Here is a 13,861-nt window from a genome sequence, read left to right on the forward strand (position 1 = left end):
GCAGGTGTACCGGTGGAGGTGGGGCGCGTGGCTGATTCTCATCCCCAAGAGGGTGTGACACGAAGGATCTTGCGGTCGGAGACCATGCTGGTCCTGGCGCTCTCCCTGGGCGCGAGTGCGGTGTCCGCGCTCATCAGTTTTGTCGGATCACTGACGAAGCCGGGTGGTTTGAAGGACCAGGCGGCGACGCTGAACGGTTCCTACGCCCCGGGCCGTCCCTGGCTTGACCTGGCTTGGCAAATGTTCGGAATCGCAACGGCCCTGGTGCCGGTCGCCCTCGTGGCGCACCTGCTCATCAGGGAAGGGGCGAGCCTGCGGACCATCGGATTCGACCGCACCAGGCCGGCGTCCGACCTCGGCCGCGGGACCCTGGTCGCGGCCGGGATCGGCGGCGCCGGGCTCGCCTTCTACCTGGTCGCCAGGGCGAGCGGCTTCAACCTCACCGTCGTACCGGAGTCGCTGCCCGACGTCTGGTGGAAGTTCCCCGTGCTGATCCTCTCCGCGGCGCAGAACTCCGTGGTGGAGGAGGTCATCGTCGTCGCCTACCTGCTGCGCCGGCTGGACCAGCTGGGCTGGACGCCGATGGCCTCGCTCGCGGCCAGCTCCGTGCTGCGCGGCTCGTACCACCTGTACCAGGGCATCGGCGGCTTCATCGGCAACCTGGTGATGGGCCTCGTCTTCGTGCTGCTGTACCGGCGTTGGGGGCGGGTGGGCCCGCTCGTCGTCGCCCATACGCTGCTCGACATCGGGGCGTTCGTCGGGTACGCGCTGCTGGCGGGGCGGGTGGGCTGGCTGCCGACGCCGTAGGAGGGGAGGGGCGGCGCAGACGGTCCCGTACGCCGCCCCTGCGGGCCGTCCGGGTCGGGACGCGCGCCGCCCCTGTCCTTCAGAAGGACGTCAGCAGCTCGCCGTCGATGACGGTGACGGCCGTGCCGGTCAGCAGGGTGCGTTCGCCGCGCAGTGCGGTGCGTACGAGCCCGGAGCGGGCGGACGCCTGCAACCCGGTGAGGTCCACCTCACCCAACCGGGCCGACCAGAACGGTGCCAGCGCGGTATGGGCGCTGCCGGTCACGGGGTCCTCGTCGATGCCGACACCGGGGAAGAACCCCCGTGAGACGTAGTCGTAGCCGCGGGCCGGGTCCTCGGCGGCGGCCGTGGCGATGACGCCGCGCCGCGAGTGGGCCCCGAGGGCGGCGAAGTCCGGGGACAGAGCCCGTACGGTCGCCTCGTCGCGCAGTTCGACGAGCAGGTCGCCGATGTGCTCGCCGGTGTCGTGGACCGACACCGGCTCCGCCCCCAGCGCCTCGGCGAGCCCGGGCGGCACGGCCTCCTCGCGCAGCGGGGAGGTGGGGAAGTCGAGCGTGAGGGAGCCGTCCGGGTGGGCGGTGGCGGTGAGGATGCCACAGCGCGCGGTGAAGCGGACCATGCCGGTGGCCCGTCCCGTGGTGTGCAGGACGTGCGCGGCGGCCAGCGTGGCGTGGCCGCACATGTCGACCTCGGTGACCGGGGTGAACCAGCGCAGCGCCCAGTCGGCCTCGCCGCCCGGCGGCAGCGGGTGGGCGAAGGCCGTCTCGGAGAGGTTGACCTCGGTGGCGATCTCCTGGAGCCGTTCGGCGTCCGGGAATCCGGCGGATTCCAGCAGGAGAACGCCTGCGGGGTTGCCGGAGAAGGGGCGATCGGTGAAAGCGTCGACGATACGAATCCTCATGGGGCGACCGTAGAGCGCCGGCGCGGCCACCGGCCAAGGCCAATCCGGGGTTTCTGGCCCCCTGTCCCAGCTGCCGTCCCGACCGGGCGGCGCGGACGACCGGGGAGCGAACCGAGAGCTCAGGGGCAGGGGGCGCCGTCGCGGTGGGTGGCGCCGGGGCTGGTGGCGCCGGGACGGGTGTCCAGCGACCAGGTGTGCGTGCAGCCGGGGCACTGGAGGTGCAGGACCGGGCCGTCGTTGGAGATCAGATGGCGCCAGTGCTCGCGGCAGGTGCGGCGGTCCGCGCAGGTCGCGCAGTGCCGGGCGTCGTCGCAGGCGGGGCAGGCCACCCAGGCGCGCCGGGCGATGTCCGCCTGCGGATCAATGGGCAGCCGCACGGCCCGGGCCCTCGCTCGGCAGGACGCCGGCGGCCACCAGCCGGTCGTAGGTGCGCTGCTGATCGTCGTCCAGGCCCGAGTAGAGCAGGGCGTAGGCCTCGTTCTCGCTGCTGAGGGCGGCCACCGGATCCCAGTCGGGCCCCAGCGCGGCGACGACCTCGGCCCGCCGCCGTGCCTCCTCGAAGGTCAGGTCGATCGTGAAGGGGATGAGGCCGCTGGTCCTGTCCTGGTGCATGGCTGCGCTTCCGTCGTGGGGGTGAAACCTCACCATCTGTACCAGGCCGCCGCTGCGGTAGGGAAGGGCGACCTGAGTCGCCCGGCGCGGGCCGGTGGGGGTTCGCCCTCGCGGTCTCGGCTCCGCGTCCTTCGATCGGCGGGCGAGGGCGGGCGGTTGCGGGTACGGGGGCGCCGTCGGCGACCTCGGTCGGTGCGTGGTGCTGTGGTGGAGGTCATGGTCGGCGCGGTTGTGCCTGTGGCCCTCACAGAGCCACGTGTTCTCCCGGACCGGTGTCCTCATCCGTGTCGGCCTCCGAAGAGGTGTCGACATAGACCGCGCTGCCGATCAGCATCACCAGCGCTGCCAGCCCACCGAGAGCAACGACCGTGCAGAGTTCCATGTCAGTGCACCTTCGGGGCAGCGCGGCCAAGGATCCCGTATCCCTCGGCGGCCGGGAATCGCCAGAGGCTGTAGAACATCATCTCGTCGTATCATCCGCGCTTCACGACACGCTGGTCGTCCTGATCACACCCGGACGCACCAACCGCCTGCACGCCGGACCTCACGGGGAGCCATCACCGTGATCGTGCACTGCGGGACGGGGCCGGCCGGATGGCCGGGCCTCACCGCCGACGTCGTCTTCGGTCATCCGACCGGTGTCCGGTTCCCGCTGTAGGGCGGGGGCCTCGTCGTCGCTGTGCGGGCGGGGAGATACGGAGACGCGCCGCCGCCGGCGGACCGTGGGATGAGCGCAACCGTTTCGACGTCCCGAGTGTCACACCATACAGGAGTAAAAACTCCAAAGATCACAAGGGGGAAAAATGAGACTCAAGCGCCCAGCTCTGGCCGCCGCCGTGGTGGCCGCCCTGTCGGTGGGGGCCACGACCGCTCTGGCGGCTCCCGCCTCCGCCGCACCGAACACCACGCCGCAGAAGGTCTGCGGAAGTGCCTACAAGACCGTGAACTCAGCGCCCGTCGGCTCGCTGGGCACCGTCTACCTGACGTACAACTCCTCGAACGGCGAGAACTGTGTCGTGACCATCCGCAAGAACCCGGGAACGGCCGTGGACATGTCCACATGGATCCACGTCCCCGACACCGGGGACGCGGCCGAGGACTACGGACGGTTCTCGTCGTACGCGGGACCGGCCTACGTCTACGGCAGAAGTCACTGCGTCGACTGGGGCGGCCACATCCGCAACGTGTACGTACAGGTAAGTGGCTCCAACTGCGCCACCCTCAAGGAGAACCGGGTCACGTTCACGCGCTGACCGGGCTGTCCACCCGGCTACCCGGGGCGCGCGCCGCCCCGGTCTCGTCGGCGGGCGCGGGGCTGAGGGTCGTCGACCCGGCGCTCGTGGCCCGATGACCTCGAGAGACCGAAGTGGTCCGGCTTGCCCTGGCAGACCCGCTGAGCCCCCTGCCAGGGCAAGGGGCTCAGGCGTGCCATGTTCTTCTCGAACTCTTCGGACCGGACCGCCGCTTCGACCGCCGCCCGCGTGCTGCCGGCGGCAGGACGCTGAGCGTGCTCGTCCACCCCGCGGCGCGCTCGTCTCCCGGCGCTGGGGGCGCAGCGATCACGTCAAGGACCGTGACTTCCCTGTCCCCTCCGCCGAGTGTGCGCGGTGGTCAGCGTCTGACGGGCAAGCACTTCGCGGAACCGGATGACGTCTTCGGCTGGTGCTTCGATGGCGGACTCGGTCTCGCCGTCGGCCGGTCGCGGGTTTTCCAGCGCGTCAGAAGTCAGTGAGACGCGGAGGACGTTGCCCGTCAGAGCGGCTTCGCGCACACAGCCGCACGCGGTGCCCCGATCAGCTGTGACCAGGCAGTGCGTGTCCATCCCCGGAGCCATCTCCTGGTCGTCACGGCGTCATATCAGCGCGTCCCTGGACGTCATGTGGTTGCAGCGGGCGGGACGGAAGACCCTCCAGGACTTCAGGTGGGCAAGGCCCCGCTCCGAGGCCCGGCAAGCGGGAGTTGACCCTCCCCCTACGTCAGGCTTGAGGCTGTGTACCGACGAAAGGGCAGGTGGATGAGCTACTCCGTGGGGCAGGTCTCGGCCTTCGCCGGGGTGACGGTGCGGACTCTGCATCACTACGACAAGGCGGGGCTGCTCTCGCCCAGTGACCGCAGCCCCGCCGGATACCGGCTCTACAGCGAGGCTGACCTGGTCCGTCTCCAGCGGAGCCTCTTCTACCGTGAGCTCGGCTTCCCTCTCGACGAGATCGCCGCGATCTTCAAGGATCCGCAGGTGAACCCCCTGGAGCGGCTCCGGGCCCGGCAACGGCAGCTGCGTGAGGAGATCGCCAGGCTGCAGCGGCTGGCCGAGGTGGCGGAGCGGGCGGTGGAGGTCCAGAAGACCGGGGTGCCCCTGACTCCTCAGGAACGCTTCGAGGTCTTCGGTGAGATCACCTTCGACCTGAGCTACGCCACCGAGGCGGAACTGAAGTGGGCGCACTCGGACGGACAGCGCGAGGCGATGGCGCGCGCGGGCGCTCACACCAAGGAGGACTGGCGTCAGCTCATGGGCGAGGCCGCCGCCTGGCGCACGGAGCTGCTCGCGGCCTTCGACGAGGGGGAGCTGAGCAACGGCGAGCGGGCCATGGACCTCGCCGAGGAGCACCGCCTGCACATCTCACGATGGTTCACCTCCCGCCCGCCCGACATGCACCGGCGCATCGCGGACGACTTCGTCACCGACCCGCGCGCATTCGCCCTGGTCGTACCGCCGTCACAGCAACGCCCGGGCCTGGCCGCCTATACGCGCAAGGCGGTGCACGCCAACGCGACCCGCCACGCAGGTGGCCCTACCGATTCCGAGGAGGACCGATGAGGATCCTGATCGCCGCAGCCGGATCGCGCGGTGACGTCGCGCCCTACACGGGTCTGGGCGCCGAACTGTGCCGGGCCGGATACGACGTCACCCTCGCCACCACCGACACCTTCGCACCCCTCGTACGCGACGCAGGGCTGGAGTTTCGCGGCCTCCCCGCCGGCACACGGGTGCGTGGCAGCGGCACAGGCAAACGTGAACTCATGCGCACCGCCGCCGCGTTCATCACCGAACTGGGTCAGGGCTTCGCCGACGTGATGGACGATGGCACGGACCTGCTCCTGCTGTCGACCACCACGGCTCCGCTCGGCTGGCACCTCACCGAGGCCACGGGCACACCGAGCCTCGGCGTGTACCTCCAACCCGCCGCACCGACCGGCGACTTCCCGCCTGTCGTCACAGGCTCCCGCTCACTGGGCCGCCTCGCCGACCGCGCCACCGGACGCTTCGCACTGCGCATGGCCGACCGCGTCTACGAACAGGCTGTCGCAAAGCTGCGCCACCGCCTCCAGCTGCCCCCGGCCTCACCCTCCCGGACGCGTCGACGACGGGAACTGGCGAACTGGCCCATCCTGCACGGCTTCAGCACGCTCCTGGTACCTCGTCCCTCCGACTGGCGCTCCGGCCTGGAGGTCGTGGGCAACTGGTGGCCTCATCATGAGGCGGCCGACCGGCTGCCCACTGATCTGGAGGACTTCCTGCGTGCCGGACCCCGACCCGTCCTCATCGGCTTCGGAAGCATGGCGGCCGGTGACGGGGAGCGGCTGAGCGAGATCGCTGTGCAAGCCCTGCGCCGCGCCGGGCTGCGCGGCATCCTCCAAGCCGGCAGTGCCGGGCTTGCCGCCGACAGCGACGACGTGCTCACGATCGGGGACGTACCGCACGCCTTGCTGTTTCCACGGCCGGCTGCGGTGGTCCACCATGGCGGGGCCGGCACCTCGGCCGCCGCGTTGCGTGCTGGAGTGCCCGCGGTCACCGTACCGGTGACCGCGGACCAGCCGTTCTGGGCGGGGCGGCTCGCCGCGATCGGCGCCGCCACCGACCCGATCCCCTTCCGATCCCTCACCGCCTACCGGCTTGCCGACTCACTTGACCGCGTGGTGAAGCAGCAGGCACACAGTCGAGCCGCCGCGAGGGGAGCGCACCATCTGATGACCGAGAACGGAGCGGGTCAGGCGCTCAAGGTCATCCAGCGGCTGACCGGCGGATGACGCCGATCCGCTCCTCGCTCCTGCGCTTCTTCAGGCCGGGCACCGATCGGGTGACGGCTGAGCCCCCGGGGCGCAAGTCGCGGTCCACGAGGTTACGAACCCTCTGTGAACGCGGTGGCGTGGTCGGCGGCCCACTGGCGAAACGTTCGCACGCGCGCGTCAAGGAGTCGGTCGATGACGACGCGGCCGACCCGGCCCGTCGCCCCGGTAACGAGTACGGGAGGAATGTCTGTCTGATTCACGCTGCCCACAGAAACGTTACTCGGTAAAAAAGGCAACCTGGTAACACGAGACGTGACGGACGCCCTCGACGGGGGCGTCGTCCAGGCGCACCTGTGAGCCGCCCGAGCCGTAGGCCCGTTCGGGCTGCTTCCGCGGACAGGAGTCTTGCCGGGCGATAGTTTCCGATATATCGTTGATGCATCACGACAGATCAACGACAGAAGGAGCGTAGTGATGCGTTCACACGGATACGAGCACGAGCATGAGCACGGACCGGGGCACTACGGGCCCGGTCATCACGGTCGACGTGGTCAGGACGGGCGCCGAGCCGCCTTCGGGCCGTTCGGGCCGCCGTTCGGTGGCGGGCCATTCGGTGGGGGGCGTGGCCGGGGTGGGGGCCGGGGCAGGGCGCGGCGCGGTGATGTGCGCGCGTCGATCCTGGCTCTGTTGAAGGACCGGCCGATGCACGGGTACGAGATGATCCAGGAGATCGGCGAGCGTAGTGGCGGGGCCTGGAAGCCCAGCCCCGGATCGGTCTATCCGACGCTCCAGCTGCTGGAGGACGAGGGGTCGATCGTCAGCGCGAGCGAGGGCGGCAAGAAGCTCTTCACGCTCACCGACTCCGGGCGCGGCGAGGCCGAGTCCGGTCCCGAGGCTCCCTGGGAGGAGGCGGGGCGCGGTGCGGACTGGGAGGGCGTCAACGAGATCCGGCAGGCCGGATTCGGTCTGATGGAAGCGTTCGGGCAGGTCTGGAAGACCGGCTCGGCCGATCAGCGGCAGAAGGCGCTGACCGTCATCAACGACGCCCGTAAGAAGCTGTACCTGATCCTCGCCGACGAGCACTGATCGGTGTTCGGCCACCGCGGATGCGGCAGGGGCCCACGGAGAGCGACGCCCCTGTCCGTCCCCGCGGTGAGGGTCAGGGGGTGACGAGGCCGGCGAGTCTGCGCAGGGACTCCTGGAGCGCCGCCGTCGCGGAGTCCTTGAGCCTGCCGCCCATCAGGGAGACCGCGGCGCTGGTGAACTCCCCGTCGATGCGCACCGCGGTGGCGCCCCGGTCCGGGGACGGGGTCAGGGAGTAGCGCATGGTCAGGTCGACCCCCATCGGGCCCTTGCCCCGGGTCGTCAGCAGCCTGCCGCCCTCCAACTCGTCGACCGTCCACGTCACTTCGACGGGAAAGCCCATCAGCTTCATGTTCTCCTCATAGGTGGCCCCGCGCTCCAGCAGGGCCGGGCCGCCCTCGGGGAAGCTGGTGTGGGTGGCGTTCCACTCGCCGTACGACGGGAAGTCCGTCAGCTGGGCCCAGACCTTCTCCGTGGGCGCTGCGATGCGTGCCTCGGCGCTGACTTCGGCCATGCGACCGCCCCTGGTTCCGTCCGGTTGCGGTGTCGCGGAACCTAGCGGCAACGGCTCGGACCTTCAATGCTGATGAGTCGTCAGGTGTGCTGGCGCTGCCGGTTCCACCAGATCACCGCCGCGTCGAAGCGGTCCGACGCGCGTGGGTGCGGGCCCTCCTCGTGGCAGTGGAAGGCGGCCCAGAACAGGTCGGCGGGCAGCGCGTCCTCGGGTGCGTACACGCGGTAGACGTACTGCATCCCGTCCTGCGCGAGCAGGGCGACCAGCCAGAACACCCGTGCTTCCCTCCGCCCGGAGCCGATACGTGCTGTTGCGGTTGCTGTTGCGCATTGTGGCCTGAGTGACGTGTGTGCGGGGGTCGGCGGTTGCCCCGGGAGCGCGGCGCACCCCCTGACGGCGATGGTTGTACGCCGCTGCGCGATCTCATCCGCAGGGATGAGGGGTCGCTCCGGTGCGCCCGACTTGGGTGGGACCCGGGAATGGGCCGCTCCGGCGATGCCGTGGCGCCCAGGGACTGATGGGGTGGAGAGGTGCAAAACCGGACGCTGCGAATTCCTGAACAGCCCGCCCAGAACCCCGTCGGAGCCGACGCCGAAGGCACCGTCGAACTGGCCCCGGTGGTGACGGGTGCGCGCAGGCGTGCGCTGCGCGACGGTGACCGCCAGATCGACACAGCCCATCTGCTGCACTCCCTCATCGAGAGCGATCCCGAAGTCCGCGAGGTCTTCGACGGCGGTTCCCGGCTGGCGAGGGTGCTCGGCTACCTGGTGCAGCGCAGCATCGGTTACGGGCTCCGCTGGCAGGGGTCGGTGGAGGAGTCCGGAGCCGTTCCCGTCGTGCGGGACCCTGCCGCGGAGGGCTGGTCGCCGTCGGCGGTCACCGCGATGCAGGACGCCTTGCACAGTGCCGGTCTGCGCGGGGAGCCGCGCGCCCGCGGGCTCGACCTCCTCGCCGCGCTGGCCGCCGACGGCGAGTGCCGTGCGGTGGAGGTGCTGACCCGGGCAGGTGTGGACGCGCGATGGCTGTCGGGTCGGGCGGTGGAGCGTGCCGGCCGAGGCGTCTTGGCGGGTGTGACGGTGGGGTGTGCGGCCGAGGCGTCTTGGCGGGTGTGACGGTGGGGTGTGCGGCCGAGGCGTCTTGGCGGGTGTGACGGTGGGGTGTGCGGCCGAGGACTTTCGGCCGGTGTGAGGGCGGACCGTACGGCCTCAGCGTCTCGACAGGTGTGACAGAGATGACGGTGCTGTCGCCTGCTGTCATGATGTGCCGATGCACGCGTCTCGGGGTACTCAGAAGAGAAGCGCCGGCCTGGGGCTCGCCCTGCTGTCGGCCTTCGCGTTCGGCGGCTCGGGGGTGGCCGCCAAGCCGCTGATCGAGGCGGGGCTCGACCCGCTGCACGTGGTGTGGCTACGGGTGGCGGGCGCCGCCTTCCTCATGCTGCCGGTGGCCTGGCGCCATCGGAACCTGGTACGTGAGCGGCCCGCTCTGCTGGCCGGATTCGGCCTCTTCGCCGTGGCCGGTGTGCAGGCCTGCTACTTCGCCGCGATCTCCCGCATCCCGGTCGGAGTGGCCCTCCTCGTCGAGTACCTGGCGCCCGCCCTGGTCCTCGGGTGGGTCCGCTTCGTCCAGCGCAGGCCCGTCACCCGGGCCGCGGCGCTCGGTGTGGTCCTGGCCGTCGGCGGCCTCGCCTGTGTCGTCGAGGTCTGGGCCGGGCTCAGCTTCGACGCCCTCGGGCTGCTCCTCGCCCTGGGCGCCGCCTGCTGCCAGGTGGGCTACTTCGTCCTCTCCGACCACGGCGGTCAGGAGAGTACGGGGGACGAGGGCCGGCGCGTCGAACCTCCGCATCCGCTCGGCGTCATCGCGTACGGGCTGATCGTCGGTGCCGCCGTCCTCACCGTCGTGGCGCGCCCCTGGGGAATGGACTGGTCGCTGCTCGGCGGAACCGCCGGGATGAACGGCAACGGGGTCCCCGCCTGGCTGCTGCTCGGCTGGATCGTGCTGATCGCCACGGTGCTGGCGTACGCCAGTGGTGTCGTCTCCGTGCGGATGCTCTCGCCGCAGGTCGCCGGGGTCGTCGCGTGCCTGGAAGCGGTCATCGCGACCGTGCTGGCGTGGGTGCTGCTCGGCGAGCACCTCTCCACCCCGCAACTCATCGGCGGCTTCACCGTGCTGACCGGCGCATTCATCGCTCAGTCGGCCGCGCCCAAGCCGCCCTCGGGACCCGTCGCCGCAGGTGCGGGTGCGGCGGCCGGGGCCGCCGAAAGCGAGCTGTCCACCGAACGGCTCCCGCACTAGTGGGACGATCATGCATCTGACTGTGCTGCCGCCGCCCGCCGCCCAGCGCGGGCGGCCACTCCTGACGAGGACCGGGCTCGGGCAGTCCCCGAGCGGTTCGTCGCTGCCCGCGTGCGGAGGCCGAGCGACCACCACCACCCTGTCCTTCGCTGGAGAAGTCACATGCCCACCCCTGTTTCCGGGGTCCTGACCGCCGTCGGCACCCTGCTCCTGCTGACCGCCGTCGCCGGCCGGCCCTGACCGAGGCGCGCGGCGCCTCGGTCACGCGCCGGAGGCAGGCCGGGGCCGTGGCGGTGTAGCGGCCGGGGCGGTGGACGGGCCGGCAGCCGGGCGCCGAGGCTGCGGGCCCGTCGACCCACCGTGCGTCCAGGATGCTTCCCAGCCTCCCGGGGAGCGCGAAATCACAGCGCGTGGAGGTAGCCCGGCACCGTGATGGACGGGTCCAGGTCGTCCGCCGGGACCGGCTGCGCGTAGCCCCGGGTGAGCGGCACGATGCCGGTCCAGTGGGGGAGGGTGATGTCCTCCGGCTCGTCGTCGGGGCCGCCGGTACGGACCTTCGCGGACACCTCGTCGAGGTCCAGCCGGATCACCGCGGTGGCGGCCAGCTCCTTGGTGTTCGCCGGGCGCGAGTCCCGGGAGCGTCCCGGGACGGCCTGCTCGACGATCGCGTCGAGGGCGATGCGCCGCTCCTCGGGATCGGTCACGGCAACGGCGGTGCCGTGGACCACCACGGAGCGGTAGTTCAGCGAGTGGTGGAAGGCGGACCGCGCCAGCACCAGGGCGTCGACATGGGTGACGGTCAGGCAGACCGGCAACCCCGGGTCCGCCGCGGCGCGGGTGTTCCGCAGCGGCCGGGAGCCGGTCGACCCGTGGACGTACAGGTGCTCCCCGACCCGCCCGAACATGGTCGGCAGCACGACCGGCGCCCCGTCCCGGACGAAGCCGAGGTGGCAGAGGTAGGTCTCGTCGAGTATCGAATGGACCAGCTCACGGTCGTAGGAGGCGCGCTCCTTGGCCCGGGTGGGCACCGTGCGCTCGGTGGGCGGGTAGGGGGTGGTGGCGCCCGGGCCCGTCGTGGCGGGCGACGCGGTGTCCTGCATGGCGAACTCCATTGCACTAGTGCATACTGTTTTTTGTGCTAGGAGGGTATCGGATCAATGGGCGGCGCGCAGCGGAGATTGCCGCCAGCGTGGAGCGCGGGGTCGGCTCGGGGGACCTCGCGCCCGGCCATGTGCTGCCCCCGCTGCGGGAGTTGGCCGCACGCCTGGAGGTCAACCCGAACACGGTGGCCGCCGCCTACCGGACGCTGCGCGAGCGTGGAGTCATCGAGACGGCGGGCCGCCGGGGGAGCCGGGTGCGGGCCCGTCCGGCCAGCACCCCCCGCGGCTCCCTGCGGATCGAGGCGCCGCCGGGCGTGCGTGACCTCGGCGAGGGCAACCCGGACCCGGCTCTGCTGCCGGAGCTCGGCCCGGCGCTCGCCGCAGCGGCGGCGGCCGACGCCGAGAACCCCGGCCTGTACGGGGAAGCGCCCGTGGTCCCGGAGTTCGCCGCGTACGCGCGGGGGGCGATGGACGCCGACGGGGTGCCCGGGGGGCCGGTCGCGGTGACCTCCGGCGCCCTCGACGCCATCGAGCGGGTCCTGGCGGCCCACCTGAAGCCGGGCGACGCGGTGGCGGTGGAGGACCCCGGGTGGGGCAGCGTGCTCGACCTCGTGCCGGCGCTCGGGCTACGTGCCGTGCCGGTCGGGGTGGACGAGGACGGCCCGCTGGTCGCGGACGTGGAACGGGTGCTGCGGGCCGGGGCGCGGGCGCTCGTCGTCACCGACCGGGCGCAGAACCCGACCGGGGCCTCGGTGAGCGCGGGCCGCGCCAGGGAGCTCAAGGCCGTGCTCGCCCGCCACCCGGACGTGCTGCTGATCGAGGACGACCACGGCCACGCCATCGTCGGCCTGCCGCTGCACCCGCTGGCGGGTACCACGGACCACTGGGCGTTCGTCCGGTCGGCGGCGAAGGCGTACGGCCCCGACCTGCGGGTCGCCGTGCTCACCGGGGACCCGGTCACAGTCGACCGGGTGGCGGGGCGGCAGGGGCTGGGGCCCGGCTGGGTCAGCCGGCTCCTCCAGCGCGCGGTGCTCCACCTGTGGACCTCCAACGCCGTCGACACCGCCGCCGTCGCCCGGTCGTACGGGGAGCGGCGCGACGCCCTCGTGCGCGCCCTGGCCGAGCGTGGGGTGGCGGCCCACGGGCGCAGCGGGATGAACGTGTGGGTGCCCGTCAGGGACGAGACCGGGGCCGTCACCCGGCTGCTGCACGCGGGGTGGGCCGTGGCCCCCGGAGCGCGCTTCCGGATGGCCACGCCCCAGGCGGTGCGGCTCACCGTGTCCCGGCTGACCACGGCGGACATCGGGCCGCTGGCGGACGCGGTGGCGGCGGCGGCCGGACCCGTACGGCCGGTGACGTACGGCTGAGACGGCCGGCGCGGTTGCCCGGCGGGCACGCCGGGCCGAGGTGGCCGAGGCGCGTGCGGTCGCCCGCCGTACGCGGGATCACGTCCCGCTGAGACGCTTCGTCCGGTCGTACGCGGGATGATGTGAGGCTGAGGCGCCTCGTCCGGCCGTACGTGGGATCAGGTACGGCTGAGACGCTTCGTCCGGCCGTCCGCTGTACGTCCGGACCGTGCGGCGGAGCCTGCTGGGCGGCTCTGGGTGAGGGCCGCTCCGGCCAGCACGATCACCGCGCCCACCGGGGTGTTCCAGCTCAGCTGCTCGCCGAGCAGGGCGACGCCCGCCGCCGTGGCGATCACCGGGATGAAGTAGGTGACCATCTGCCCGGTCGTCGGGCCGACCTCCTGGACCAGCTCGTACTGGAGCAGCACCGCAAGACCCGTACCGAGCGCGCCGAGCGCCAGGACCGACAGCGTGGGCAGCAGCGGGAACGTGTCCGGGGCCGAGGTGAACACCGGGGTCACCACGGCCAGTTGCAGCGTCCCGACGAAGAGCTGGCTGCCGGTGAGCGTCAGCGTCGAGGAGCCGGTACCGGCCAGCGTGCGGCGGACGTAGATCCAGCCGACCGCGTAACTGAACGAGGCCAGCAGCGCCATCCCCGTACCCGGCAGGTCCAGGCCGGAGAAGCCCTGCCAGGCGCCCAGTACGGTCAGTACGCCGAGGAAACCCACGCCCAGGCCCGCGACGCGGCGGCGGGTCGGGCGGTCCTCGGAGAGCGCGACCACCGAAAGGGCCATGCCCCACAGGGGGGAGGTCGCGTTGCAGATGCCGGCGAGGGTGGAGGGGATGGTCAGCTCGGCGTAGGAGAAGAGGGAGAACGGCAGCGCGTTGAGGAAGAACGCCGCCACCGCGATGTGGCCCCAGGTCCGGGCCGAGCGGGGCAGCCGCGCCCGGCGCACCGCCATGGCCACGCCCAGTACGGCGGTCCCCGCCAGCAGTCTGCCGAGCGTGACCTGGAACGGTGCGTACCCTTCGGTGCCCACCTTGATGAGCAGGAAGCTGAACCCCCAGATCAAGGAGAGCGCGGCGAACCGGATCCGCCAGTCCACGGCCGGACGCCGGGTGCCGGGGGCGGGCGGGAGTGGCGGCGGGGGCGCGGCCACAGGGGGGGCGGGCTGCTGGCAGGGGGCGCTCATGGCTC

At 71.8% G+C, this 13,861-nt stretch carries 16 protein-coding genes; 8 read left to right on the forward strand and 8 right to left on the reverse strand.

Annotated elements, in window-relative coordinates:
- Nucleotides 1-27 precede the first annotated feature (27 nt).
- Complete coding sequence (locus ACIQAK_RS19700) at nt 28-807, forward strand: type II CAAX endopeptidase family protein (RefSeq protein WP_366390345.1); 780 nt, start codon at nt 28-30, stop codon at nt 805-807.
- A 79-nt stretch (nt 808-886) separates the two neighbouring features.
- Here ACIQAK_RS19700 and ACIQAK_RS19705 read toward each other — a convergent pair whose 3' ends face one another.
- The 4 genes from ACIQAK_RS19705 to ACIQAK_RS19720 form a co-directional block, all read right to left on the reverse strand.
- Nucleotides 887-1,708, reverse strand: coding sequence for a PhzF family phenazine biosynthesis protein (locus ACIQAK_RS19705; protein WP_366390344.1), 822 nt, complete (start codon nt 1,706-1,708; stop codon nt 887-889).
- Nucleotides 1,709-1,827: 119 nt separating this feature from the next.
- Nucleotides 1,828-2,085: a hypothetical protein gene (locus tag ACIQAK_RS19710; RefSeq protein ID WP_366390343.1), complete on the reverse strand. Its 258-nt coding sequence runs from the start codon at nt 2,083-2,085 to the stop codon at nt 1,828-1,830.
- Nucleotides 2,069-2,320, reverse strand: a complete 252-nt coding sequence (locus tag ACIQAK_RS19715; RefSeq protein ID WP_366390342.1) for a DUF6400 family protein — start codon at nt 2,318-2,320, stop codon at nt 2,069-2,071. Before ACIQAK_RS19715 ends, ACIQAK_RS19710 begins: the two co-directional genes overlap by 17 nt.
- 244 nt (nt 2,321-2,564) lie before the next feature.
- A complete protein-coding gene (locus ACIQAK_RS19720; protein ID WP_366390341.1) occupies nt 2,565-2,702 on the reverse strand; it encodes a hypothetical protein in 138 nt (45 codons plus the stop codon).
- A gap of 421 nt (nt 2,703-3,123) precedes the next feature.
- Between ACIQAK_RS19720 and ACIQAK_RS19725 the strand changes: the two genes are divergently transcribed.
- The 4 genes from ACIQAK_RS19725 (at nt 3,124) to ACIQAK_RS19740 (ending at nt 7,414) form a co-directional block, all read left to right on the forward strand.
- The gene (locus ACIQAK_RS19725) at nt 3,124-3,573 is read left to right on the forward strand and encodes a spore-associated protein (RefSeq protein ID WP_366390340.1); all 450 of its coding nucleotides are present in this window, start codon (nt 3,124-3,126) and stop codon (nt 3,571-3,573) included.
- 761 nt (nt 3,574-4,334) lie between these two features.
- Nucleotides 4,335-5,135 (forward strand): MerR family transcriptional regulator, encoded by an 801-nt coding sequence (locus tag ACIQAK_RS19730; RefSeq protein ID WP_366390339.1) that lies wholly within the window; start codon nt 4,335-4,337, stop codon nt 5,133-5,135.
- Nucleotides 5,132-6,346: a glycosyltransferase gene (locus ACIQAK_RS19735; protein ID WP_366390338.1), complete on the forward strand. Its 1,215-nt coding sequence runs from the start codon at nt 5,132-5,134 to the stop codon at nt 6,344-6,346. The genes ACIQAK_RS19730 and ACIQAK_RS19735 overlap by 4 nt, the downstream gene beginning before the upstream one ends.
- 456 nt (nt 6,347-6,802) lie before the next feature.
- Nucleotides 6,803-7,414 carry a PadR family transcriptional regulator gene (locus ACIQAK_RS19740; RefSeq protein ID WP_366390337.1) on the forward strand — a complete coding sequence of 204 codons (612 nt, stop codon included), beginning with the start codon at nt 6,803-6,805 and terminating at the stop codon, nt 7,412-7,414.
- Between the two features lie 73 nt (nt 7,415-7,487).
- Here the strand turns inward: ACIQAK_RS19740 and ACIQAK_RS19745 are convergent, their stop codons facing one another.
- Nucleotides 7,488-7,925: an SRPBCC family protein gene (locus tag ACIQAK_RS19745; protein ID WP_366390336.1), complete on the reverse strand. Its 438-nt coding sequence runs from the start codon at nt 7,923-7,925 to the stop codon at nt 7,488-7,490.
- 80 nt (nt 7,926-8,005) lie between these two features.
- Entirely contained in the window at nt 8,006-8,200 is a 195-nt protein-coding gene (locus ACIQAK_RS19750; RefSeq protein ID WP_366390335.1) for a hypothetical protein, read from the reverse strand.
- A gap of 255 nt (nt 8,201-8,455) precedes the next feature.
- On the opposite strand from ACIQAK_RS19750, the gene ACIQAK_RS19755 reads away from it, so the two are divergent.
- Nucleotides 8,456-9,037, forward strand: coding sequence for a Clp protease N-terminal domain-containing protein (locus ACIQAK_RS19755; protein ID WP_366390334.1), 582 nt, complete (start codon nt 8,456-8,458; stop codon nt 9,035-9,037).
- Between the two features lie 154 nt (nt 9,038-9,191).
- A complete protein-coding gene (locus ACIQAK_RS19760) occupies nt 9,192-10,217 on the forward strand; it encodes an EamA family transporter (protein ID WP_366390333.1) in 1,026 nt (341 codons plus the stop codon).
- A gap of 401 nt (nt 10,218-10,618) precedes the next feature.
- Here ACIQAK_RS19760 and ACIQAK_RS19765 read toward each other — a convergent pair whose 3' ends face one another.
- Nucleotides 10,619-11,317 (reverse strand): pyridoxamine 5'-phosphate oxidase family protein, encoded by a 699-nt coding sequence (locus tag ACIQAK_RS19765; RefSeq protein WP_366390332.1) that lies wholly within the window; start codon nt 11,315-11,317, stop codon nt 10,619-10,621.
- Nucleotides 11,318-11,352: 35 nt separating this feature from the next.
- Between ACIQAK_RS19765 and ACIQAK_RS19770 the strand changes: the two genes are divergently transcribed.
- A complete protein-coding gene (locus ACIQAK_RS19770; protein WP_366390331.1) occupies nt 11,353-12,684 on the forward strand; it encodes an aminotransferase class I/II-fold pyridoxal phosphate-dependent enzyme in 1,332 nt (443 codons plus the stop codon).
- Nucleotides 12,685-12,842: 158 nt separating this feature from the next.
- On the opposite strand, the gene ACIQAK_RS19775 is transcribed toward ACIQAK_RS19770, so the two are convergent.
- A complete protein-coding gene (locus ACIQAK_RS19775) occupies nt 12,843-13,856 on the reverse strand; it encodes a DMT family transporter (protein WP_366390330.1) in 1,014 nt (337 codons plus the stop codon).
- Nucleotides 13,857-13,861 lie beyond the last annotated feature (5 nt).

Origin of the sequence: Streptomyces sp. NPDC088706 (assembly GCF_044752765.1) — a bacterium.
GTDB lineage: Bacteria > Actinomycetota > Actinomycetes > Streptomycetales > Streptomycetaceae > Streptomyces.

What these genes read in the sequence shown, in the direction of transcription:
- ACIQAK_RS19725 (WP_366390340.1), top strand. Translation starts at nt 3,124, where the DNA reads ATGAGACTCAAGCGCCCAGCTCTGGCCGCCGCCGTGGTGGCCGCCCTG.
- ACIQAK_RS19745 (WP_366390336.1), bottom strand. Translation starts at nt 7,925, where the DNA reads ATGGCCGAAGTCAGCGCCGAGGCACGCATCGCAGCGCCCACGGAGAAG.
- ACIQAK_RS19705 (WP_366390344.1), bottom strand. Translation starts at nt 1,708, where the DNA reads ATGAGGATTCGTATCGTCGACGCTTTCACCGATCGCCCCTTCTCCGGC.
- ACIQAK_RS19715 (WP_366390342.1), bottom strand. Translation starts at nt 2,320, where the DNA reads ATGCACCAGGACAGGACCAGCGGCCTCATCCCCTTCACGATCGACCTG.
- ACIQAK_RS19735 (WP_366390338.1), top strand. Translation starts at nt 5,132, where the DNA reads ATGAGGATCCTGATCGCCGCAGCCGGATCGCGCGGTGACGTCGCGCCC.
- ACIQAK_RS19760 (WP_366390333.1), top strand. Translation starts at nt 9,192, where the DNA reads ATGCACGCGTCTCGGGGTACTCAGAAGAGAAGCGCCGGCCTGGGGCTC.
- ACIQAK_RS19775 (WP_366390330.1), bottom strand. Translation starts at nt 13,856, where the DNA reads ATGAGCGCCCCCTGCCAGCAGCCCGCCCCCCCTGTGGCCGCGCCCCCG.
- ACIQAK_RS19740 (WP_366390337.1), top strand. Translation starts at nt 6,803, where the DNA reads ATGCGTTCACACGGATACGAGCACGAGCATGAGCACGGACCGGGGCAC.
- ACIQAK_RS19765 (WP_366390332.1), bottom strand. Translation starts at nt 11,317, where the DNA reads ATGCAGGACACCGCGTCGCCCGCCACGACGGGCCCGGGCGCCACCACC.
- ACIQAK_RS19730 (WP_366390339.1), top strand. Translation starts at nt 4,335, where the DNA reads ATGAGCTACTCCGTGGGGCAGGTCTCGGCCTTCGCCGGGGTGACGGTG.
- ACIQAK_RS19720 (WP_366390341.1), bottom strand. Translation starts at nt 2,702, where the DNA reads ATGGAACTCTGCACGGTCGTTGCTCTCGGTGGGCTGGCAGCGCTGGTG.